The organism is Actinomyces naeslundii (assembly GCF_001956585.1).
Classification (GTDB): Bacteria; Actinomycetota; Actinomycetes; order Actinomycetales; family Actinomycetaceae; genus Actinomyces; species Actinomyces naeslundii.
Genome location: NZ_MSRR01000021.1, coordinates 7,832 through 27,516, shown reverse-complemented (window position 1 = coordinate 27,516; position 19,685 = coordinate 7,832). Strand labels below are relative to the sequence as shown.

The 19,685-nt window shown below is 64.5% G+C and carries 21 protein-coding genes and 1 tRNA gene; 19 read left to right on the top strand and 3 right to left on the bottom strand.

From position 1 onward, the window contains the following. The first annotated feature begins 4 nt into the window (after positions 1-4). Positions 5-241, top strand: a complete 237-nt coding sequence (locus tag BKH33_RS10135; protein ID WP_003786161.1) for a hypothetical protein — start codon at positions 5-7, stop codon at positions 239-241. 138 nt (positions 242-379) lie between these two features. Here BKH33_RS10135 and mscL read toward each other — a convergent pair whose 3' ends face one another. The 3 genes from mscL to BKH33_RS10120 all read right to left on the bottom strand — a co-directional run bounded on the left by mscL (position 380) and on the right by BKH33_RS10120 (position 2,606). Continuing rightward, entirely contained in the window at positions 380-781 is a 402-nt protein-coding gene (gene mscL, locus BKH33_RS10130; RefSeq protein ID WP_076067798.1) for a large conductance mechanosensitive channel protein MscL, read from the bottom strand. A 104-nt stretch (positions 782-885) separates the two neighbouring features. Further along, positions 886-1,815, bottom strand: a complete 930-nt coding sequence (locus tag BKH33_RS10125) for an SAF domain-containing protein (protein ID WP_081395429.1) — start codon at positions 1,813-1,815, stop codon at positions 886-888. Positions 1,816-1,943: 128 nt separating this feature from the next. After that, on the bottom strand, positions 1,944-2,606 hold the full coding sequence (locus BKH33_RS10120; protein ID WP_003783415.1) for a 5-formyltetrahydrofolate cyclo-ligase: 663 nt from the start codon (positions 2,604-2,606) through the stop codon (positions 1,944-1,946). Between the two features lie 95 nt (positions 2,607-2,701). On the opposite strand from BKH33_RS10120, the gene BKH33_RS10115 reads away from it, so the two are divergent. From BKH33_RS10115 to BKH33_RS14280, 18 genes are all read left to right on the top strand, one after another. Beyond that, a complete protein-coding gene (locus BKH33_RS10115; protein WP_075413616.1) occupies positions 2,702-3,913 on the top strand; it encodes a molybdopterin molybdotransferase MoeA in 1,212 nt (403 codons plus the stop codon). Beyond that, positions 3,913-4,659 (top strand): GNAT family N-acetyltransferase, encoded by a 747-nt coding sequence (locus tag BKH33_RS10110; RefSeq protein ID WP_003783410.1) that lies wholly within the window; start codon positions 3,913-3,915, stop codon positions 4,657-4,659. Before BKH33_RS10115 ends, BKH33_RS10110 begins: the two co-directional genes overlap by 1 nt. A gap of 252 nt (positions 4,660-4,911) precedes the next feature. Continuing rightward, positions 4,912-6,444, top strand: coding sequence for a hypothetical protein (locus BKH33_RS10105; RefSeq protein WP_232621425.1), 1,533 nt, complete (start codon positions 4,912-4,914; stop codon positions 6,442-6,444). A 124-nt stretch (positions 6,445-6,568) separates the two neighbouring features. After that, positions 6,569-6,644: transfer RNA gene (locus tag BKH33_RS10100), tRNA-Ala, on the top strand. 457 nt (positions 6,645-7,101) lie between these two features. Then, positions 7,102-7,578, top strand: a complete 477-nt coding sequence (locus BKH33_RS10090) for a polyprenyl synthetase family protein (RefSeq protein WP_050998452.1) — start codon at positions 7,102-7,104, stop codon at positions 7,576-7,578. Positions 7,579-7,641: 63 nt separating this feature from the next. Beyond that, the gene (locus tag BKH33_RS10085) at positions 7,642-8,346 is read left to right on the top strand and encodes an ABC transporter ATP-binding protein (protein ID WP_003780041.1); all 705 of its coding nucleotides are present in this window, start codon (positions 7,642-7,644) and stop codon (positions 8,344-8,346) included. Further along, entirely contained in the window at positions 8,343-10,715 is a 2,373-nt protein-coding gene (locus BKH33_RS10080; protein WP_043538562.1) for an FtsX-like permease family protein, read from the top strand. The genes BKH33_RS10085 and BKH33_RS10080 overlap by 4 nt, the downstream gene beginning before the upstream one ends. Before the next feature lie 244 nt (positions 10,716-10,959). Then, complete coding sequence (locus tag BKH33_RS14295) at positions 10,960-11,214, top strand: TetR family transcriptional regulator C-terminal domain-containing protein (protein ID WP_003780055.1); 255 nt, start codon at positions 10,960-10,962, stop codon at positions 11,212-11,214. A gap of 47 nt (positions 11,215-11,261) precedes the next feature. Continuing rightward, positions 11,262-11,996 (top strand): HEAT repeat domain-containing protein, encoded by a 735-nt coding sequence (locus BKH33_RS10070; RefSeq protein WP_003780003.1) that lies wholly within the window; start codon positions 11,262-11,264, stop codon positions 11,994-11,996. Next, a complete protein-coding gene (locus BKH33_RS10065) occupies positions 11,990-12,979 on the top strand; it encodes a HEAT repeat domain-containing protein (RefSeq protein ID WP_003780024.1) in 990 nt (329 codons plus the stop codon). The genes BKH33_RS10070 and BKH33_RS10065 overlap by 7 nt, the downstream gene beginning before the upstream one ends. 288 nt (positions 12,980-13,267) lie before the next feature. Beyond that, positions 13,268-14,542 (top strand): polysaccharide deacetylase family protein, encoded by a 1,275-nt coding sequence (locus tag BKH33_RS10060; protein WP_043538563.1) that lies wholly within the window; start codon positions 13,268-13,270, stop codon positions 14,540-14,542. A gap of 53 nt (positions 14,543-14,595) precedes the next feature. Beyond that, the gene (locus tag BKH33_RS10055) at positions 14,596-16,110 is read left to right on the top strand and encodes a glycosyltransferase family 2 protein (RefSeq protein ID WP_003780072.1); all 1,515 of its coding nucleotides are present in this window, start codon (positions 14,596-14,598) and stop codon (positions 16,108-16,110) included. A 415-nt stretch (positions 16,111-16,525) separates the two neighbouring features. Continuing rightward, entirely contained in the window at positions 16,526-18,358 is a 1,833-nt protein-coding gene (locus tag BKH33_RS10050) for an asparagine synthase-related protein (RefSeq protein WP_143228581.1), read from the top strand. 37 nt (positions 18,359-18,395) lie between these two features. Then, positions 18,396-18,659, top strand: a complete 264-nt coding sequence (locus BKH33_RS14390) for a lasso peptide biosynthesis PqqD family chaperone (RefSeq protein ID WP_003780010.1) — start codon at positions 18,396-18,398, stop codon at positions 18,657-18,659. Further along, positions 18,626-19,096 carry a lasso peptide biosynthesis B2 protein gene (locus tag BKH33_RS14385; RefSeq protein ID WP_081393826.1) on the top strand — a complete coding sequence of 157 codons (471 nt, stop codon included), beginning with the start codon at positions 18,626-18,628 and terminating at the stop codon, positions 19,094-19,096. Before BKH33_RS14390 ends, BKH33_RS14385 begins: the two co-directional genes overlap by 34 nt. 102 nt (positions 19,097-19,198) lie before the next feature. After that, a complete protein-coding gene (locus tag BKH33_RS14290; protein ID WP_003780034.1) occupies positions 19,199-19,321 on the top strand; it encodes a hypothetical protein in 123 nt (40 codons plus the stop codon). Between the two features lie 88 nt (positions 19,322-19,409). Then, positions 19,410-19,532 (top strand): hypothetical protein, encoded by a 123-nt coding sequence (locus BKH33_RS14285; RefSeq protein WP_003780059.1) that lies wholly within the window; start codon positions 19,410-19,412, stop codon positions 19,530-19,532. Positions 19,533-19,560: 28 nt separating this feature from the next. Further along, positions 19,561-19,683 carry a hypothetical protein gene (locus tag BKH33_RS14280; protein ID WP_003780017.1) on the top strand — a complete coding sequence of 41 codons (123 nt, stop codon included), beginning with the start codon at positions 19,561-19,563 and terminating at the stop codon, positions 19,681-19,683. The last annotated feature ends 2 nt before the right edge of the window (positions 19,684-19,685 follow it).

Genomic DNA, 19,685 nt, shown 5'->3' with positions numbered 1-19,685 from the left:
CGCCATGAATGACGGAGCTCCTGAGTGGAGAGGCGCCCGGCGCCGTCGCCGGGTCGTCGCCCTGTCCGCCCGGGACCAGGAACGCGTCTCCCGCGGAGAGAGTCCCGAGGACCTGGTGAGGGCCGACTACGAGCATGACGCCCTCAGTGGCATCGGGGGAGGGCTCGATACCCCCGAGCCCGGTGGCTCCGGTTCCAACGATGCCCGCCTCAAGCGAGACGTTCCCCCGCACTGGGGCTGATATTGAGCAGCGGCGCGTAATGCCTGCTGACATTCTTTGAGGTGACAGGAAGAGGAATGCGGAAGGCCCCGCCGATCGCGTGGATCGGCGGGGCCTTGAGGTGATGCTGCGAATGCGGTTATCGGATTGCGGTGGGACTCACTGCTTAGCAGCGTTGGCGGAGAGCAGGTCGCGGATCTCGGTGAGGAGCTCGACGTCGGTGACCTCCTTGGCCTCCTCCTCGGCCTTCTCCCTGGCCAGGCGCTCCTTGACCTTGTTCATCGGCAGAACGATGGCGAAGTAGACGGCGGCGGCCACGAGCAGGAAGTTCACCACGGCAGTAATGATCGTACCGGGCTGGACGAACTCGGTGGCGCTCGCGGTGAGCTTGAACTGACCGACGGAGTCGAAGTTCGGCTGACCGACGACCTGGCTGATCATGGCCATGATGACATCGGTGATCGCCTTGACGATCGGCGAGAAGGCGGCACCGATGATGACGGCGACGGCGAGCTCGAGGGCGTTGCCCTGCGAAATGAACTCCTTGAATCCCTTGAACATGGCGATCCTTTCGTAGCGGCGCGGGCAGACGTCTGCCGGGGTGCGCCATCGGGGACTGGTAAAAGTGAAGCGCCTTATCATCCGTGTAAGGCACCACAGCGGCATTACGGGCTCAGTGCAATGCCGAGCGTGCTATTCGTAGCCGCACCAACTACCAGAATAACGCTACCAGCAGGAATAGCCAGTGTGATAAGTGTTACTTTCTTGTTTTCTGTCCATCGACTGTTCTCTCCGGCCTCCTGGGTCGCGATCACTCTCGCTCCGGCGCAGAGAACTGCGCTGTGTGCTCCGAATGGCGTCGCGGATATTCCTTGAGAAAGGCTTTGAGAAGACTTCTGAATTCCTGGTGATTGCTGCTCGGGTGGTGGAGGTGACGGTGTGGTGGGGGCGAGTGAAGGTTCGTTTGCCTGGCCCTTTTCCGGGTTACCCTGCTCGGAGGGGATTTCCTCGCGCTCTTTAGATCCATTGTCGGATGAGTCATTCACTGTGCCTTCCTGTGGTTGCGGTGCCTGCGAGGCATCGGCCTGCGGCGTCCAGCTCTCGGGAGCCTGCCCGATGACGTCAACCCTCGCTCCGGGGCGGGCGAGCTCTGCACCGACGTCGACCGGCACCTGGACCAGGCGCTCGTCGGCTCCGAGCTGCTGAGTCATGTTCCCGCTGCTCATCGAGGTGGTCAGAACGGTACCCGGCTCCAGGGCGATGGCTGCCCGGGTGCCGACCACCTGCTCCTGGGAGGCCAGCCCGGCTTGGGGGAGCGCCGACGTCGGGAGCCTGCTCGTGGTGACGTCCTGCTCGGCGATGAGCGCTCCGGCGCCGATCGGGCGGGCTGCGACGAGCACCTGGCGGCCTTGTGCAGGGCCCGGGCGCAGGATGCTGAGAGCCACGAGGACCGCTGTCCCCAGGCACACCGCCACGACCAGGTGACGGTGGCGCCACAGCAGGAGCGAGGGACGCCACGCGGCACGTCGCCCGCCGCGGGCCGAGGGGCGAGGGGTGGGCTGCGGACGGCGGGACCGGCGGTGGTTCAGTCTCATGTCCCCAGGATCAGAGGGTCGCCGCGGCTCGGCACCCCGCGTCCGCGGCTCTGTGGACTCGGGGTGCGCCAGCGAGCCTGTGGCCCCCGGGCGCTGATCCCACCTCCCGATGTGGGGGTGTGGGTCGCTTAGGACTCCGGGGATCTGGCGTGTGCCGGTGAACCGGCGGCCAGCAGGAACCACTCCTCGGCAGTGATGACGGCGTCCACGGGCTCGTCGTGCTCCTCCACGGGCAGTGGCCCGGCCACCACCTCCTCGGGGTGGATGATCGCGAAGATGTGGGTGCCCGGTGCCCGCAGCGGCAGCATCCGGTCGTACCATCCGCCGCCCTGTCCCAGTCGCCGCCCGTCTCGGTCCACGCAGAGCGCCGGAACGAGGAGAGCCTCTGCCTCGTGCACCGCCTCGGCCGGCAGCGTGGGACCGCTGGGTTCCAAGGGGCGTCTCGGTGCCCGCTCGGCGAGGTCCGCAGACCCCTGGAACCGGCCCCAGCATCGTGCCAGGTGCGGTCCGAGCACCGGCAGCAGTACCTCAACGCCGGCCCCATGAAGCCGTTCCAGCAGCAGTCGGGTGCAGGGCTCGGCGCCCATCGACACGAAGGTCGCCACCGTCGTCGCGCCGGCCACCGCCTCCAGGGCGTGCTCGGTCAGAGCCTCGCAGGCCGCCGTGTGCCCGGAGTCGGGGTGGTGGTGATGGGCGCGGCGGTGCGCCCGCAGCACCTTGCGCAGCTCGTCCTTGGCGTCGTCGACCTCGAGTCGGCTCGTATCGGGAAGGTCCAGCGCGCCGGTCGTCATGGGGTCATCTTCGCAGGTGAAGACGCCTCGTGTCTGAACCGTTCGTCCCGGCGGGGCACAACGCGTGTCGTCAACCTGACGGTAACCTGAGTGCCATGAGAACAGTGGCCGAACACCTGGCCGCCTGCCTGGAGATCGCCCAGGCGGCAGCGCCCCTCGACGTGGTCCTTCCCGACGCGGTCGGATGCGTCCTGGCCCAGGACGTCGTCGCCGGAATCGACCTGCCCGCTGTGGATCTGGCCGGCCTGGACGGCTACGCGGTCATTGCCAAGGACGTCGCCGAGGCCGCTCAGAACAACCCGCTCGAGCTCGACGTCGTCGACGTGGTGCGCGCCGGGGATATGCGCCCCTGCCACCTCGTCCCCGGAGCCTCTGTCCTCATCGACTCCGGTGCCCCCATGCCGCTGGGGGCCGACGCGGTCATCCCCTGGACCGACACCGATCGCGGTGAGTCCCGTGTCAGCGTCCACCGCGCAGTCGCGAGCGGAGCCAACGTGCGTCGGCGCGCTGAGGATGTGAAGTCCGGGACCACTGTCCTCAAACGAGGATCGCGCATCAGTGCCCGCCAGGTCGCCCTCCTGGCCGGCCTCGGCTTCCACCGGGTGCGCGTGCGCCCCGCCCCGCGCGTCGTCGTGGTCTCCATCGGCGACGAGCTGGTCGAGCCCGGTCACTTCCGGGAGGTCGGAGACGTCTTCGACGCCAACGGCCACGCCCTGGCCTGCGCTGTCACCGACGCCGGCGGCCAGGCCTTCCGCGTCGCCGCCGTCCCTGACGAGCTGCGCGCCCTGGCCGACACCATCGAGGACCAGCTTGTGCGCGCTGACGTCCTCATCACCACCGGAGGGCTGAGCGTCGGCCAGGGGGACACGGTCAAGGAGGTCCTCGCCCCCCTGGGCTCGGTGCGCTTCGACGCCGTCGCCATGTCCCCGGGCCGCCAGCTCGGCGTGGGCACGGTCGAGGGCACCCCGATCTTCTGCCTGCCCGGCGATCCGGTCAGCGCCCAGATCGCCTTCGAGACCTTCATCCGGCCGGTCCTGCGGCAGATCGCCGGGCGCACCTCCCTGCACCGCTCCAGCCTGCCCGCCGCCATCTCGGAGGGATGGCACTCGCCGTCCGGCAAACGTGAGTTCGTCCCCGTGCACCTCAGTGGCTCACCCGCACGCGGATACCGTGCCGAGCCGACGTCGCCGCCCGGCACCGTCCGGCTGTACGGCCTGTCCGAGGCCAACGCCATCGCCGTCGTTCCCGAGGACACGAGCACCGTGGTGGCCGGCGATACCCTCCACTGCCTCCTGCTGGACGCCTGATGTCCGACTCGGACTCGACGACGCCCGCTGACTCCCTCGGCGGGGGACTGCGGCGGGCCGTTGCCGGTCTGCTCCTCGGAGTGGGCTCATCCGCGCACTTCACCTGGCCGGTGCGCCTTGAGCCCGACGCGGCCCGGGAGGGGCGGGACACGGGCGATACGGGCTCTCCTGATCGCCCATCCATCGCCGTGCGCGAGCTGCGGCCTTCCGACGAGCAGGCGTGGCGTGCGCTGCGACTGGCGGACAATGACCGGCTCGCACCCTGGGAGGCGACTCTTCCGGCCGGTGGCGGGGAGACCCCGAGTGCCTTCGCCGGCTTCGTGCGCCACCAGACACTGCGGGCCAGGCTGGGTGAGGCGATGCCCTTCGTCGTCGAGGTCGACGGCGCCTTCGCCGGGCAGGTCGCCGTCGACCCGATCGTCTGGGGCGCCATGCGCAGCGCCCAGGTGGGCTACTGGATCGGAGGGGACTGGCAGGGGCGCGGAATCATGCGTCTGTCGGTCGCCATGGTCCTTGACCATCTCCTGGGACCGGTCGGGTTGCATCGTGTGGAGATCAATGTGCGCCCGGACAATGAGCGCAGCCTGGCTCTGTGTCGTGGGCTCGGGCTGCGCGAGGAGGGGCTGCGGCGCGGCTACATGCATATCAATGGCTCCTGGGCCGACCACGTCTCCTTCGCCGCTCTCGCTGAGGAGGCTCACGGGCCGGACGGCGTCAGCTTTCAGCGGAGGCTCATCCGAGGCTGAGGATTTGTCACGGCCTGCCGGAGTGGGGGAGACCCGTTTCGAAGGGGTGGGCGCGGGGCGGTCGGGCTGCGCCTTGGATGAGTGGATGGCCGCCGACCAGGACACGGGAGTCGGTACAGAAGAAACGTATGTGACTCATGTGGTGACAGAGGTGAGCTACTGGCGGTGTGATGTCTTGAATCCCAGGTATTTCGCAGGAAAACCGGAGTGTTCCTGCGCGGGGAGGAGGGTGGGCGCGCCTACGGTTGCAGTGTGGGAATCGAGATCTGGGCAGTCATCGCCCTCATCACGGTTCTCTCCGTGTACCTCCTTCCGTATTTGGTGGGGCGCCGTGAGATGGCGTGGCGCTCCAACGTCCAGGACCGCTACTCAGCCGAGCTGCGTGTTCTGGCCACGGGCACGGCCGCCGTCGAACGCGACGACACCTGTGCAAGCAGTGGGCATGCGGAGCTCTTTCGACGTCGACCGGAGGTGAGGGCGATGAACAGGCCCGCCGTGAGGAATGTGCGTGCCCTGCGCACCGAGCGCGAGCTCGACCATGCCCGTCAGGTTCACGCCCAGGGGCGCGAGCGTCGTCGGGTAGCCGCCTCGCACCGCGGGATCGTCGCCAGCGTCCTGCTCGGAGTCTCGCTCGGCGCCTGGGTGCTGGGTCTTGTGACGGCTCTGCCGTGGTGGCCCGCCCTGCTGCCCACGACGCTGCTCGGGGTCTCGATGGTGGCCGGACGTCGGGCCGCCCTGGCCTCCGCCGCGGCGGACCGCCGCGAGCGTCGTCGGATCGCCGAGCTTGAGCACACTCTGGTGAGCCTGACCGGCCGGCGCTCCTCGGCCTCCGTCGTGGCTGCGCCCCGTTCCTCCGTTGACAGCGCCGGTAGCGCCGCCAGTGTCAGTGCGGCCTCGCCCGCGGCGCCTGCCGTCAGCGCGGGCGCCGTGCGGGACCCCTTCATGGAGCGCCTCGCCCAGGAAGGTGCCCAGCAGGCGGCGGCCCGTTCCGCGACGTCGGCTCCGGAGACAACCGCTGAGGCAACCACGGGAGCGGCTGTCGAGTCGCCCGCCGAGGTCGAGGTCTCACACGCCGCAGATTCTGAGGCGCAGCGCATGGCCGAGCTCGACGCCGATCTGGACGCCGAGACCGCCGCGGCGGTGGCCGCCGAGCGTGAGGCGACCCGTCGGGCCTCGGTGTACGTGCCCTCGCGTCACGCCGGCAAGGTCTCCCGAGACATGGGCGTGCGTGAGGCGGTCTCACGCGACGGTGGTGAGGAGAGCTCGCCGGGCACCAAGGACTTCGTCGCCTCCCTGTCGACATCGACCTCCCGTCGCCTGACCGGCTGGGGGGAGCTCTTCGCCGAGGCGAGCGCCATCGAGCAGGAGGCGCAGAAGGCCGCGGCCTCGGCCTCCGAGGCTCCCGCGCGTGTCCAGCAGGCTGCTTCGGCCTCCTCGCCGGCGGTCTCTGAGCCGGCCCGTCCGGCCATGCGGCCGCAGGCTCCTGCCGCCGCTGCTCCCTCCGAGACGGAGGGGGTCGCCAAGGAGGAGACGACGACGTCGACCCCGCCCCAGGGGTGGAGGCCGGTCCATGTACCCGCCCCGACCTACACGCTGGCGGCCCGGGCTCCCCGACGCTCCTATGCGGACCCGGAGGTCGATCCCGGTACCTCCGCGCCGGTGCCCGCCCGTCCGCAGACGGCCCGTGCCTACGTCCCCGCTCCCGTGGAGGACGACGAGGAAGAGCTCTTCCACCCCATCGATCTCGATGCCATCCTCGAGGGGCGGCGCGCGGCCGGTGAGTGATCGTCACGCCGTGTGGTGCGGTTGCCCGCCCAGTCAGCTCTGGCGAGTCCGGCGCGGTGGGCGGACTCACCGCCACCGAACTTGCCAGGACGCCCGGCAGCGGTGCTAGGATCAACCCGCACTTGGGGCTATGGCGCAGTTGGTAGCGCGTCTCGTTCGCAATGAGAAGGTCGGGGGTTCGAATCCCCCTAGCTCCACCAACTCAGAAGGTCTGTCCCGCCAGGATCCTGGCGGGACAGACCTTTTTCGGCGCTCCCATCGTCATGGGCGACGGTGTCCGGCTGTTCGGTGCCGCTGGGGCCATCGTGCAGAACTTTGATCTGGTGAGTTGTCGAGGCTTCGAGTCCGGCGTCGTGATTGAGGAATACATCCGCACCATCCGGTAGCAGTCCACTGAGCGCCTAGGCCTCACCCTACGGATCGCGCCCTACCCGAATCGGGTGGAGCGGTTACTTAGAGGAGCTAGACGCCGCACAGTCCTTCGTACTCTGGCCTCAGGCCGGTTCCGCTGTTACGCGAAGGTCTCTCTACTCATGACAATGGTGAGGACGTCTACCGGCTGTGTTCAGTGAGACTGGAGCGTGATGCGGACAATCCGCTCCATCTCAATGAGACTTTGGCGCCGCCATCAATACGATCTGGCGGTCCGAGGAGTCCATGGCCCACGATTCCCTCGAATACCCGCAGTCGGTATGGCATCGCTCGACTTCCTATACCTATCGGATGCCGTTCAAGATCGACGCGAGTATAGCCAATGCCGACGAGCGGGCTTTCGCGGCATATTCGAGACTCGGTGAGGAAATCAGGCTGGCATTTCACGTGATCGATGACCAGATCAACGTAGTTCCACTGACAGAAGAGTGGAGTAAAACTACTGCCGAGGACATCGCAGCGGGCACGGTGACGTTGCAGGTGTTGCTCATCCTGCAACGGGCCGATCGCAACCGGGCGGCGGAACTGGTCCGCATCCTGCGGGCTAGCACGACCGATCAGCGCGAACTACGAAACGCGGTCGGCATCATGCGGGAGCGTGGGGCGCTCATCGAGGCACGGGCCATCGTAGGTCAGCACCTGGATGCCTGCCTGCGCATCATCTCCAACATCTCCAACATGAACTTCCGCTACAGACCATAGCGAGTTGTGGTGCAGTTTTATACCATATTTTTCGAACCGCGATCGATGGAAGGAAGTATCCCCATGACCACGTCCGTTGAAACCGATCGCGGGACCATCCGCGTCAGCTCGTTGACTAAGACGTACCCGGGGCCCACCCACGGCCTGAAGGTGCTCGACGACGTTTCGCTCGCTGCCGAGCGGGGCAGCTACATTGCTCTGCGGGGTGTCTCGGGTAGCGGCAAATCGACCCTGCTCAACATCCTGGGTGGCATCGAGGTGTTTGACTCAGGAAAGGTCGAGGTGAGCGGGGCAGACCTGGGCGCCTTGTCGCGAGGACAACGCACTGCCTTCCGGGCCAGCACCATCGGTTTCATCTTCCAGTTCTTCAACTTACTGCCCGCCCTCACCGCCTTGGAGAATGTGTCTGCGGCGCTCGAACCGCTGGATAAAGGGGCTGTTGAACGGCGAGAGCAGGCGATGGACATGTTGGACGCAGTCGGGATCGCACACCTTGCCGGCAACTTCCCCGCCCAGATGTCCGGTGGCGAGCAGCAGCGTGTCTCGATCGCCCGGGCGATGGTCAAACAACCTCCGGTGATTCTGGCCGATGAGCCAACTGGTGCGCTTGACCACAAGAATGCGACGCAGGTACTTGATTGCCTGACCCGGTTGCAGCAGCAGATCGGCACCACGATCATCGTCGCCACCCACGATCCGATCGTTATCAGCTATGCCACCGAGACCTGGGAAATGTGCGATGGCGCTATCGAGGTTGGTCGCTCATGATCCAGATTCACAATCCGGCCCGTGTCCTTCCGCTCACCTCGCTGCAGAAGTTCGCCCTCGGCTCGGCCTGGTCGATGGTCGGTCGGCTGATGCTGTTGATTGCGGTAGCGTCCATGGCCTTCTCGATGCTGGTTGGCGAGTACTCGGCTCTGTCGAGCATCACAAAGGCGCGTGATAGTTGGTACTCTGCGGGTCAACTCGCAGACTTGGAACTGCGATTCACCCCCGCACCGAACCAGTCGGCGCCGCGCTTCGATGAGCTGCCCGGGCTGACCGATAGTATGTCCCGCCAGGTCCTGCCCGGGCGCACAAAGCTGACCGGAGCCGACGACCTGGCGCTGACCGTAATCTCTTCCGATTCGGTATGGACAGGGTCCCGGTTGAACATTCTGACGCCCCTTGAGGGGACCCTTCTGACGCGGGACGACGAGTCAGGTGCATTGATCGACCAGGGCATGGCGAACTACCACTCGGTCGGTGTCGGTGACTCACTGGACATTGAGGTTGGCGGCACCACGCGAACCGTGACCGTGCGCGGTATCGTTCGTGACCCCGAGTTCCTCATCGCCCCGCTCAACCCGAGCCTGTTCATCTCGGCCAAGGACTCCATGGGCGTGGTCTACCTGCCCCCGTCGTCGCAGACCGTGAATAGCGTGGTCTTCAACTTCGAGCCGGGACAGGATCTCGACGCCGCTCGGCAGTCTGTTCTCGATGCAGCCGCCGCACAGCACCTGTCCGGGGCCTACGCCTTGGAGCGGGAAGAGCAGTTCGCCTACCAGTATGTCGAGAAGAACCTTGACGTCTTCGGCGTCGTCATTCCCTTGATGGTGCTGGTGGGAGCGTTGTCGGCTGCCTTCGTGTCGATGTTTCTGTCGGCGCAGTGGATCGCACGGGAACGCAAGAGCATCGCAGTGCTGCTAGTGCAGGGTCATCGACCCATCGCTGTGGCCCGCGCCTATGTCCTGCCCTACATGTGGCTGGTCGTCTGGACCATCCTCGTGGGTCTGTTGGGATCGGTGCTCGTAGGGCGTGCGTTCCTGGAGAACTTCGCATCCTCGGTCGGGTTGCCGAGTGTGCCATTTGTCCTCGACCCCGTGGTGATCGCCATCGGTTGTGTTGGCACCCTCGTCGTTTACGGGCTCGGCGCAGCGCTTGCCTTTGCAGGGATCTTCCGGATGTCGCCGCGCGATGCGATGACCCGCACCGTCGACACCGGTCACGGCGGCCGCATCAGAGGGGCCTGGCTGGGGGCTCTGGTATCGAGCACCACAGCACGATTTTCAGTCAGAAACGTTCAGCGCAACCTATGGGTGTCTGCCCTGACAGTGTTGGCCATCGCGATCGGCTTTGGCCTGACGGCGGCCTATTCCCTGTCATATTCCTCGGTGATCGCCACTTCTCGGTCAGCCGTTGACGGCAACGAGTGGGACCTGACCGTCGACTTCGTCCAACCACAGGCAAAGGCTCAGGCGGCAGCCCTCATGGGGGAGGCCGGCGTGAGCGAGTGGACACCGGTCATCAAGACGGTGGCCCAAGCGGCCAAAGGTTCAGTCATCGAAAATCTTATGGTCGGCGGCTTCGACCCGCAGAATACTTGGCACAAGGTCACTCTTATCGAAGGCTCTGACATCTCCGACTCCGATCCGGATGGCGTGGTCATGGAGGCCGGACTCGCTCACCGGTTGGCACTTGAGCCGGGCGATGTCCTCACGGTGAATGCAGCCGGGACCAAGCACGAGGCCCGAGTAGTGGGGATCATGTCGTCCGCGTTGCCCGGTGAGGTTCGCTCGACGTTGGACTTCGCGAGCTCACTCACTGGAAGCGACCTGTTCTCGGGCGTGCTGGTCAAGGCCTCACCCGGCGCGATTGCATCGACCACCGATGCACTGAACTCCGAATCGGGGGTGCAGCAGGCTTTGAGCAAGGACGAGATAGTCAAGTTGATTGTCGCGTCGTCCTCCCAGATCACAGCCCTGCTGTGGCTCGGTGCCCTAACAAGCATCGCGGTGGCGCTGTTGTTCGTGGGAGCATGTCTTGGCTATACGATCCTGGAACGGAGACGCGAGTACTCACTGCTCAGTTTGCTCGGTTTCCGCAACGGAGCAATTCGCTGCACTGTGGTCATGGAGGCGTCACTGCTCGGGCTAGCTGGCATCGTGATCGCCTTCCCCGTCGCCTGGCTGGTTTCACGGCTACTCAACGAGCGCATCTCGGATGCCTGGTTCAACATTGACACTCAACTGTCGGCTCAACCATTCCTGGTGACGTTCTTGCCCGGACTCGTCCTCCTACCACTCGCCGCGCTGCCATTGGCCCAGTGGGTGCTGCGCGCTAGCGATCCAGGAAACCGCGAGCGAGGAATCGGTTGATATGAGTAAGGAGTGGTCTTGCAACGAGTTTTGTTGACGGTTCTCTCTACGGTGTCCGGCCTGCGGTTCACCGGTGGCGTTAGCACCCTCAACCACCAACGGTTCGCTGACTGAGATTGAGGTAGTGCCGCTGGGACCGTCGTGCAGAACTTTGATCTGGTGAGTTGTCGGAGCTTCGAGTCGGGCGTCGTGATTGAGGAACACGTCCGCACCATCCGGTAGCAGTCCACTGCGCGCCACCCACGTGGTGGCTGCCGCTGCGGCGAATAGCCCGCTGTGCCAGGCGAAGTCGGTCAGGAGGTCGTGGCCGGACCTCGATGTCGAGGCGGAGACGACGGCGCTGCACGGGCTGGTGGACGGGCTCGCTATCCATCTGCTCGTCAACCCCGACCCCGGCTTCAGACGGCAGGCCCTGCGAATGATCGAGGTCAGTACTGACCGGCTACGGCCGGAGACTTGGTCTCCGTCCAGATGTGCGTCGGCCGCCGGGACGACTTGACCTTGACACCGTGACAAGGCCTTCCCTTGGGGCAGGAGGTGGTCCCGATGACCAGTACAACCCCGCAGGACTCCCGTGTCGCGAATGCCCTGAGCGCTGAGAGCTCTTCGATCCGTCTGCAGGCGGCCCTGGCCATCGGGTCCGGAGCCGACGCCGACTACACGGAGCTGCTCGTCGAGCGGTGTGCGATCGAGCCGGACTTCTTTGTTCGGGACATGCTCTCCTGGGCCCTCACCCGCCTGCCGTCGGAGATCGTTCTGCCGCGCCTCCACCGGGAGCTCGACTCCGGGTGCAACCAGGCCCGCAGTCAGGCCCTGCACACACTCTCCAAGATCGGCGACAAGAGCACCTGGCCCTGGATCACCCGCGAGATGCTCGGCGATCCCGACGACGGGATCGCGCGGACCGCCTGGCGCACCGCCGTCGTCCTCGTTCCGGAGGACGAGAAGGCGTCTCTGGCCGAGGAGCTGGCGCGCCAGCTCGGTCGCGGAGACCGCAGCGTCCAGCTGAGCCTGAGCCGGGCACTGATCGACCTCGGCGAGTTCGCCGATCCCATCCTGGAGAAGGCTGCGCAGAGTCTCGATCCGAGGGTGGCTGCGCACGCCCGTGCCACCGAGCTGCTTCGGCAGGATCCGGAGAGAGGTTTTGAGGAGGCCATCTTCGAGGCGAGGTTGATGCTCACACCGGGGGCGTCAAGCGCGGAGGAGTCGGATACTGGCGTGGCAAGAGCTGGGACTGAGGGTGCCGAGCCCATGGGGGTGCAGGAGGTGATGGAGTGCTGATCGGCGACGCGGCCCGGTCCTGCGGAGTGAGCGCCCGGATGCTCCGGCACTATGAGGCTCTGGGGCTGGTGCGGCCGACGGGCCGCACCAGCGCCGGCTACCGCGACTACTCCGCCGAGGACATTCGCAGAATCTTCCAGGTGGAGAGCCTTCGATCCATGGGGTTGTCGCTCAAGCAGGTGGGGCGCGCTTTGGAGGACCCGGACCTGACGCCCGCCGCGCTCGTCGTCGACCTCATCCGGTGCACTGAGGAGCGTCTGGCCCAGGAGCGCGAGCTGCTCGACCGGCTCCGGGCCATTGACGCCTCCGCGCCTGCCGACTGGCGCGACGTCCTGCGTGTCATTGACCTGATGCGAGACCTCGACTCGGAAAGTGCCGCTCGCAGGCAGCAGGCCGTTCTGATCCGATCTGCGGGAGCGCAGGTCCCCGTCGAGCTGCTGGCCGAAGCGCTTCTGAGCGAGTCCGAGCCGGATGTCGCGGGTGCGCTGCGCTGGGCCATCGCCCGATCCGGCGGTGATGCGGTGGCGGCGCTGCGCGCCGGTGCTCGCGCAGAGGACACGGATGTTCGACGGCGCGCGGTTCGGGCGATCTCTGAGATGCCCGAGGCGCCGGGCGCCGCCGTCGTGCTCGCACAGGCCCTCGATGACCCCGACGCGGTCGTGCGCGACTGCGCCGCTCTGGCGTTGGGACGATGCGGTATGACCGAGGCCGTTCCCGTCCTTGTCGCGATGGTGGTTGAAGGTGCCCACGATGTGGAGGCGGCGGAGGTGCTGGGAGTGCTGTGCCGTGACGACGAGCGTGCGTACTGGATCGTCAACGCTCTGACTGACGAGCTCGCCGCGCCCACCGCTGAGACCGCCGTGCGACTGCGTCTGACTCAGGCTCTCATCGAGCTCCCGGTCGCTGCAGCCGCAGAGGCGCTTCGCCGGTTGGCCCGCGACTCCGACCCCGCCGTCGCCCGCCTCGCCTCGGTCTTCGCCTGAGTCCTGAACGAGCAGTGTCACCGAGGACGTATCAATGACGGGTGGTCGATGGGGCGTCGCAGCTCCCCACGACAGTGCAGTGATCTCACTCACGCATGATTGGCGACGGTCGGCAGAAGTGCGCGGAGTTGCGCGGATCTCCTGGATGTCTGACATGTTGTGGCAGTCGACCGAGGTAGGGCTTGTGCGACTTTTGTCAGCGGTGGCAGCGAATTCGTGCGTATCCTGGGATGGAAACCAACCAAGTGGACTGTTAGCTGGAGATTCACCTTGCCGCAGCATGCTCAGATGAAGCGTCGGAACTTTCTGATGGGCGGTCTCGCCGTGGCTGCCTCGAGTACTTTCTTACCTGGCGCGATACAGACAGCGGCTCACGCGTCCCCAGCGCCGGCCGCCGGTCCTCCCGCGGCGCCGTCAAAGGTGCTGTCGGATATGCAGGACCCGCGTGCCTGGGTTCTCTCCTCCGAGGCCGGCTCCATACGCCCAGACACCTCCACCCACTCCCACGGGAGCCAGTCGCTGCAGATCACCACCACCGGCGACTCCCGCCGCCCCACCAGTGCCGACCTGGCGCTCTCGGGCATCGACATGACCAGCTGCCAGTGGGATCTGTGGCTCCGCGCCGAGGACTACCGGCAGATCGAGAGCATCCAGCTCGAGCTCGGCGGGAAGGGTGAGGACTGTCTGCGCCTGGACGTCGCTCCCGACATGCGCACGCTGCGCACCGGTACCTGGTGCCGCGTGACCGTCAACCGCGCCGCTGAGCGCTCCGTCGTCGGCAACCCTCGTCTGGACCAGGTGACGCGGGTGCGCCTGAAGGTGGTACCCGCCTCTGACGCGGCACCGAGTCGGCTGTGGCTCGGGTACCTGGCCACCCTGCCCTCGGCCGACAGCGGCATCGTCTCCATCTCCTTCGACGACGGCTACGACAGCGACTACAAGACGGCACGGGAAATCATGCAGGGGTACGGCATCCCTGCGGCAACCTCCTACGTCATTGCCGACAAGGTCGGGCTGCCTGGCCGCATGAACACCGACCAGCTCACTGAGATGCGCGAGGTTCACGGCTGGGACATCGCCGCTCACGCCTCCACCGACCTCACCACGCTCGACGAGGCGGGGATGCGCAAGGAGTTCGAGACGATCAGGTCCTTCCTCCTCGAGCACGGCTACCCCGAGGGCGCGGCCCACTTCGCTCTGCCCATGGGGCGGTACAACGACCTCGTGCTGCGCACCTCCCAGAGCTACTTCGACTCACTGCGCACCATCGACGTCGCCCCGGAGACCCTCGCTCCGGGGGACCCGTACCGGCTCCGCGTCTTCTACAGCGGCTCCTACACCACCGAGTCTCAGGTCGAGAAGACCCTGGCTCGGTGCCGGGAGCACCGCTGCTGGACCCATATGGTCTTCCATCGGGTCGATGAGGATCCCGACGACGCTCCCGAGTCGGTCTCGGCGGCCACCTTCAAACGGTTCATGAAGCAGGTAGCTGACTCCGGCCTGCCCGTTAAGACGGTTCCGGAGATCATGCGCAGCCAGTCACCCGCACCGGCCCCGGACTGATACAGCGCAGCACTCCGCACCGAACCGGCTCTTCGACACGGAAAGGCTGACGCATGCCCTGGTCATTCGGCTTCGTTGTCATGCTCGTCTGCCTTCTCATCCTGCTGGCTTGCGGGGCGGTCAAGATGCTGTTCAAGCGCGGGATGCGGCTCAGGGCGGTACGGGTCCGCGGCAAGGACCGCGGCGGGGTGGTCACTGTGCGCACTCCGGTGACGACGACGGATGCGGCCCAGCGATCAGCCGATGCGACCGGGCTGCCCCGGGCGCTCATGAGGGCCAGCGGGCCACTGCCCGCCATTCTGGTGGTCCTCGGTGTGATGGGGTGGTTGTGCTGGCGCGTGCTGATGAACCGTCACCATGTTCTGGACGCGTGGGTCGTGTGGACCTTCGATGTCCTCTTCGTGATCGTCGCCGTGCAGCTGGTGATGGCCGGCTTCGAAGGGCGCATGGTCGGTGGCGGTGCGGTGTATCGGGTCGCCGTGCTCGTCCCCCTCTACAACGAGGATCCTGATGTCGTGGTTCAGATGCTCTCCGCCCTGTTGAATCAGACCTCTCCGCCGGCCGAGATCCACGTCGTCGACGACGGCTCCACCCAGGGCGCCTACGTGGAGGAGCGGGACTGGTTCATCCGCCAGGCGGCGGTGGCCCGCATCTACGCCACATGGCAACGGACTGCCAATGAGGGCAAGCGTCATGCGCAGATCCATGGTTTCAGGAAGATTCGCGACGCCGACCTGTTCGTGACCGTCGACTCCGACTCCATGCTCGACGCCGAGGCCCTCCATGAGATCGTCCAGCCTTTCAGCGATCCGCGGGTCATGTCGGTCGCAGGTGTCATCCTGGCGATCAACAACCGGGAGAACCTGCTGGCACGTGTGACCGACGTGATCTTCGTCGGACAGCAGCTCATCGACCGCTCCTTCATGTCACGGCTCGGGTCGGTGATGGTCAACTCGGGTGGTCTGGCCGCATACCGGCGCAGCATTCTGGCAGACAACATCGACATCTACACCCATGAGAGCTACCTGCGGCGGCACGTGGAGTTCTCCGACGACTCCTTGTTAACCCTCTTCGCCCTGCTGCGCGGCAGGACGGTCCAGCAGTCCTCGGCCTTCGCCTTCGCGTGGATGCCCGACCGGTGGAGCCATCATTACCGGCAGCAGGAGCGGTGGTTTCGCGGCTCCTTCATTCGTGGGCTCTGGCGCATCCGCTTCCTGCCAGTTCTCTCATGGGGGTGGTGGCGGCAGGTCACCGGGTGGATGCAGGTCTGGCTGGTGATCTCCCTCTTCGTCTATCTGGTGCTCTGGCGTCCGCTCGTCGTTGGCGATGGGATCCCTCCAGCGGCACTGCTGGTGCCTCTTGCGATCGGGCTGGCTCAGGGCTCGCGGTACATCGCCGTGTGGCGCTCTGACACCACCGACTCCGAGAGGTGCATCAGCCTCATCCTGTCCCCGGCGGCGACGCTGTGGTCCGCGCTGATCCTGCGACCTCTACGGGTCTGGGGCATGGTCACCAGCGGCAAGATGGGGTGGAACACCCGTCAGCAAGTCGAGGTCACATCGCAGTGAGGCGAGCGGCGAGTCCATGCTGACCCGACGTCTCCTGTCGTGAGGCCCGTGCCGGTCCGATTCATCGGATCGCCGGTGCTCGCGCAGGGAGGCGGCGAAGTCGGTGGGTGAGGGTGACTGGGCTGGTTTGACAGGGGAAGTGCCCCTATGTGGTGTGCCAAGCGGCCGCGGAACGATTCAAGGCGACCATAGGAAACCTATCACCGGTATGCCGACGTGGACTAAGGAACCGGAAGGCAGCGGTCCAGCATGACGATCATGCAGTGACGGGCACCGCACTCCACAACAAAATCCTACCCAGGTAGGACCCTAATCATTCACTGGATGGACGCTCTGTTCCCTGCTCAAACGAGAAAGTAGAGCCGTGCTTGAGGGATCGCCCAGAACCCCAAGAAATGACAGACAGGAGTCCAACGTGCAGAACGCAGTCGTCAACGGCAACGGTCGTTCCTACGTCGTCGCTCTACCCGACAACGACGCCGCCGCTTCCATTGCGGATCGCCTAGGTGGTCCAGAAAGAGTTCTTGCTTCCCACGTTTCCGGTCGACCGCTGCTAGTCGGCACCTTGTCAGGGAATCGTCTCATCAGCGGAAGTGCGGATGAGGCTTGCGTCTCAGTAGTCGGCCAGTGCGCTGTCACCCAAGAAGAGATGAACAGATACGCCGCCAGAGCCTCAGCTCCAACGGACTTTAGTCGAGTGCAGCTGCAGTGCTCCGGGAGCTTCCTCACTTTTGGGTCATACCAGGGAAATGTGTACGCCTCGGGACAGGCGCTGGAGACCAGGAGACTATGGTGGTGCTCGATCGGTGAGAACACTGTGATCTCTGACCGTGCGGACGTACTGGCAGAATTGGCGGATCTTGCGTTTGATGAAACAGCAATTGCACTGAGATTGCTGCCTGCCCAGCCTCACCCTATTGATCAAATTGGTCTATGGTCGGGGGTGCAACCGCTGCCAGGCGATCAGGCTCTACTTGTCGGTCAAGATGGAGAAGCGCGTCGGATAACCTGGTGGAATATGCCCTCCGAGGATGTCGACCTGCAGAACGGTGCAGTCGCGTTCCGTGATGCTTTAGAAAAAGCTGTCACGTCCCGGACTGCGGGAAACGCGGAAGTGGTGTGTGATCTGTCTGGTGGTCTTGACTCCACACCAATTTGCTATTTTGCTGCGGCGAATTCCGGGAGCGGCATCGTAGCGCGGACCCTTTTCCATCCCGATCCGGGTGGGAGAGAGGATCTTGCATGGGCGAAAAAAGCCCTGACAGTGATGCCTAATGTGCGCGAGCATCTGGTCAAGTCGACAGACGAGTTTGTGGACTTCTACGAGGGAGTTGATGAGGTAAATGTAGTCCTTGATGAGCCGACCCAGGCCATTACCGCTGGGCCACGTATCATGGCACTCCTCTCCGAGGATGCTCAAAAAAATGCGGCAATCCATTTGAATGGACTGGGAGGCGATCACATTTTGCGTGGCGTTGCGGGGTGGGAGCACACACTGGCTCGGTCCCATCCGCTTCTGGCTTGGCGAAGGTCTCGCAGTGAACATATTCCTGCTGGAACCAGCGTGATGAGCACATTGCGCCAGCTTAGCGATCGACGCAGTTACCGAGCGTGGCTAGCAGACGGCATAGCCAAGAAAGCAAAAAGCCTGCGCCCGCCCGGAGTGAACGACTGGTCCAGCCCTCTAGCCTTGCCAGAATGGCTAAGTGCGGATGCGCGAGAAACGGTAGTTAAAGCAGTTCGATCACTGTTGAGCGGCCTGGATCCACTCCATCCCACCGTTGCTGGACATAGCGATATTTACTTCGCTCGGGACGCCGCCAAGCTGGTGCGCGGTACTGGGCAGCTCGGAAATCCGTTCGGAGTAGCCTACGAGGCGCCGCTACTGGATGATCGAGTTGTTGAAGCAGCGTTCCGGGTGCGGCGAACTGAACGGGATACTCCGCTGGAATGGAAGCCGCTGATGAAGTCAGCGATGCGAGGCATCCTTCCAAAAGGATACCTGATGCGCACATCAAAAGTCGGTGGAGGAGCCCAATCAGTTCGGGGATATCTTCGCCATCATGACGTACTTGTCGGTCTGGTTGAAGAATCTGGTCTTCTAGATGGCGGCTTAATAGACAGAACCGCCTTCCTGAATTCTACTCGTCCTGATCGGTGGGAGCCCCCGTCGCCTGAAATCCATAACGTGGTCAACCTTGGCAAGTTCATACTTAACCAGCGCAGAACTGCTCCAGTTGCCGCCTGAATGCAACTAACTCGCCCCACAGTAAAAAGGAGTATGTATGTTTAACTTCCTGCGACGTAGTAAGCGCCCGGTCCTCACTAGTGCGTCTACCGAATACGGTCATGTTGTGCTCGACGAATCTCGTGGACAGTACTGGCATCTCAACGACAGCGCCCTTCAAATACTACAGTCTCTCCGTGATGGCGGTGACCGAAAGACAACGGCGGATCTGCTGGTGTCTCACTACGGGATTTCTCCCGAATCGGCTCGACATGACGTTGACGTGGCATGCAAAGAGTTGGAAGAGGTGGGGCTGCTGTGAGTGACGTTCTGCCCTATCAGGTATCTAGTCCAAACTTTACTCAGCGAGTGACTGTTTCAGCAATCACAGCCGGAGCTCGGCTACTTTCAAAAGCACCTCCGCGCGCCCTGCGACGTGTCCTTGAGACTGTCCGCACGGGAGCAAAACCGGCGTCCTACCATGAAACACGAGCTGCTCGTGACGTGATTCTTACAGTAAGCGCATATGCAAGAGGAGGATCGGCTTGTTTGCCTCGAGCTATCGCTACAGCGCTTCTGTGCCGTGTTCGCGGGGTATGGCCTGAATGGTGTGTTGGAGTGCTTTCAGCCCCGCCTTTTACAGCACATGCATGGGTTGAGGCAGAGCAATGCGTTGTCGACGAGCCGATGACTAGTGCAGATTTTACCAAACTAATGTCAGTTTCATCAGCGCCGAGTGTTGCGTTAACCGCAGCGTGACGCCCCCAGAACTCGGATTTCTGGTGCTTCCAGAATCCGGACCGGCCCGCGCGGCCGGATGACCACCGCACGCCCACGATCCCAAGAAGGGAGGTGTCACCCTTGGCTGACGTTTACACGACTCCGTGCGTCGTCGACCTCGGCGACTTTGTTGAGCAGACTGGTGAGTTCATCGGTCCGCACACTGAGGCAATCCTGCCGCTCGAGGACCACTCCAAGGAGTAGTCATGATGGGCGCATGCTTTGACGACAGTGCGCCCGCAACCAACTCAGAATCGATCCAGACGACCAACACAATCTGAAGGAGATAACAATGGACAGCAAAACCTATGAGAGCCCGTTCATCGTCGGTCTCGGGACCTTCACCGAGGTGACCGGATTCGGCATCGGTGGTCAGGCTGAGGGCTGGAACCCCATTGCCGACCGCAAGAACTGACGCAAGCCAATCCCGAAAGGAAAGCAACATGCGCGACATCTACACCACTCCGGCTATCCACTCCCTTGGTGGCTTCACCACGCAGACTGGTGAGTTCATCGGTCCGCACACTGAGGCAATCCTGCCGCTCGAGGACCACTCCAAGGAGTAGTC

Bases quoted from the DNA above. Each gene is read 5' to 3' on its own strand.
- BKH33_RS10135 (WP_003786161.1), top strand. From the start codon at position 5: ATGAATGACGGAGCTCCTGAGTGGAGAGGCGCCCGGCGCCGTCGCCGG.
- mscL (WP_076067798.1), bottom strand. From the start codon at position 781: ATGTTCAAGGGATTCAAGGAGTTCATTTCGCAGGGCAACGCCCTCGAG.
- BKH33_RS10125 (WP_081395429.1), bottom strand. From the start codon at position 1,815: ATGAGACTGAACCACCGCCGGTCCCGCCGTCCGCAGCCCACCCCTCGC.
- BKH33_RS10120 (WP_003783415.1), bottom strand. From the start codon at position 2,606: ATGACGACCGGCGCGCTGGACCTTCCCGATACGAGCCGACTCGAGGTC.
- BKH33_RS10115 (WP_075413616.1), top strand. From the start codon at position 2,702: ATGAGAACAGTGGCCGAACACCTGGCCGCCTGCCTGGAGATCGCCCAG.
- BKH33_RS10110 (WP_003783410.1), top strand. From the start codon at position 3,913: ATGTCCGACTCGGACTCGACGACGCCCGCTGACTCCCTCGGCGGGGGA.
- BKH33_RS10090 (WP_050998452.1), top strand. From the start codon at position 7,102: ATGGCCCACGATTCCCTCGAATACCCGCAGTCGGTATGGCATCGCTCG.
- BKH33_RS10085 (WP_003780041.1), top strand. From the start codon at position 7,642: ATGACCACGTCCGTTGAAACCGATCGCGGGACCATCCGCGTCAGCTCG.
- BKH33_RS10080 (WP_043538562.1), top strand. From the start codon at position 8,343: ATGATCCAGATTCACAATCCGGCCCGTGTCCTTCCGCTCACCTCGCTG.
- BKH33_RS10070 (WP_003780003.1), top strand. From the start codon at position 11,262: ATGACCAGTACAACCCCGCAGGACTCCCGTGTCGCGAATGCCCTGAGC.
- BKH33_RS10060 (WP_043538563.1), top strand. From the start codon at position 13,268: ATGAAGCGTCGGAACTTTCTGATGGGCGGTCTCGCCGTGGCTGCCTCG.
- BKH33_RS10055 (WP_003780072.1), top strand. From the start codon at position 14,596: ATGCCCTGGTCATTCGGCTTCGTTGTCATGCTCGTCTGCCTTCTCATC.
- BKH33_RS14390 (WP_003780010.1), top strand. From the start codon at position 18,396: ATGTTTAACTTCCTGCGACGTAGTAAGCGCCCGGTCCTCACTAGTGCG.
- BKH33_RS14385 (WP_081393826.1), top strand. From the start codon at position 18,626: ATGCAAAGAGTTGGAAGAGGTGGGGCTGCTGTGAGTGACGTTCTGCCC.
- BKH33_RS14285 (WP_003780059.1), top strand. From the start codon at position 19,410: ATGGACAGCAAAACCTATGAGAGCCCGTTCATCGTCGGTCTCGGGACC.
- BKH33_RS14280 (WP_003780017.1), top strand. From the start codon at position 19,561: ATGCGCGACATCTACACCACTCCGGCTATCCACTCCCTTGGTGGCTTC.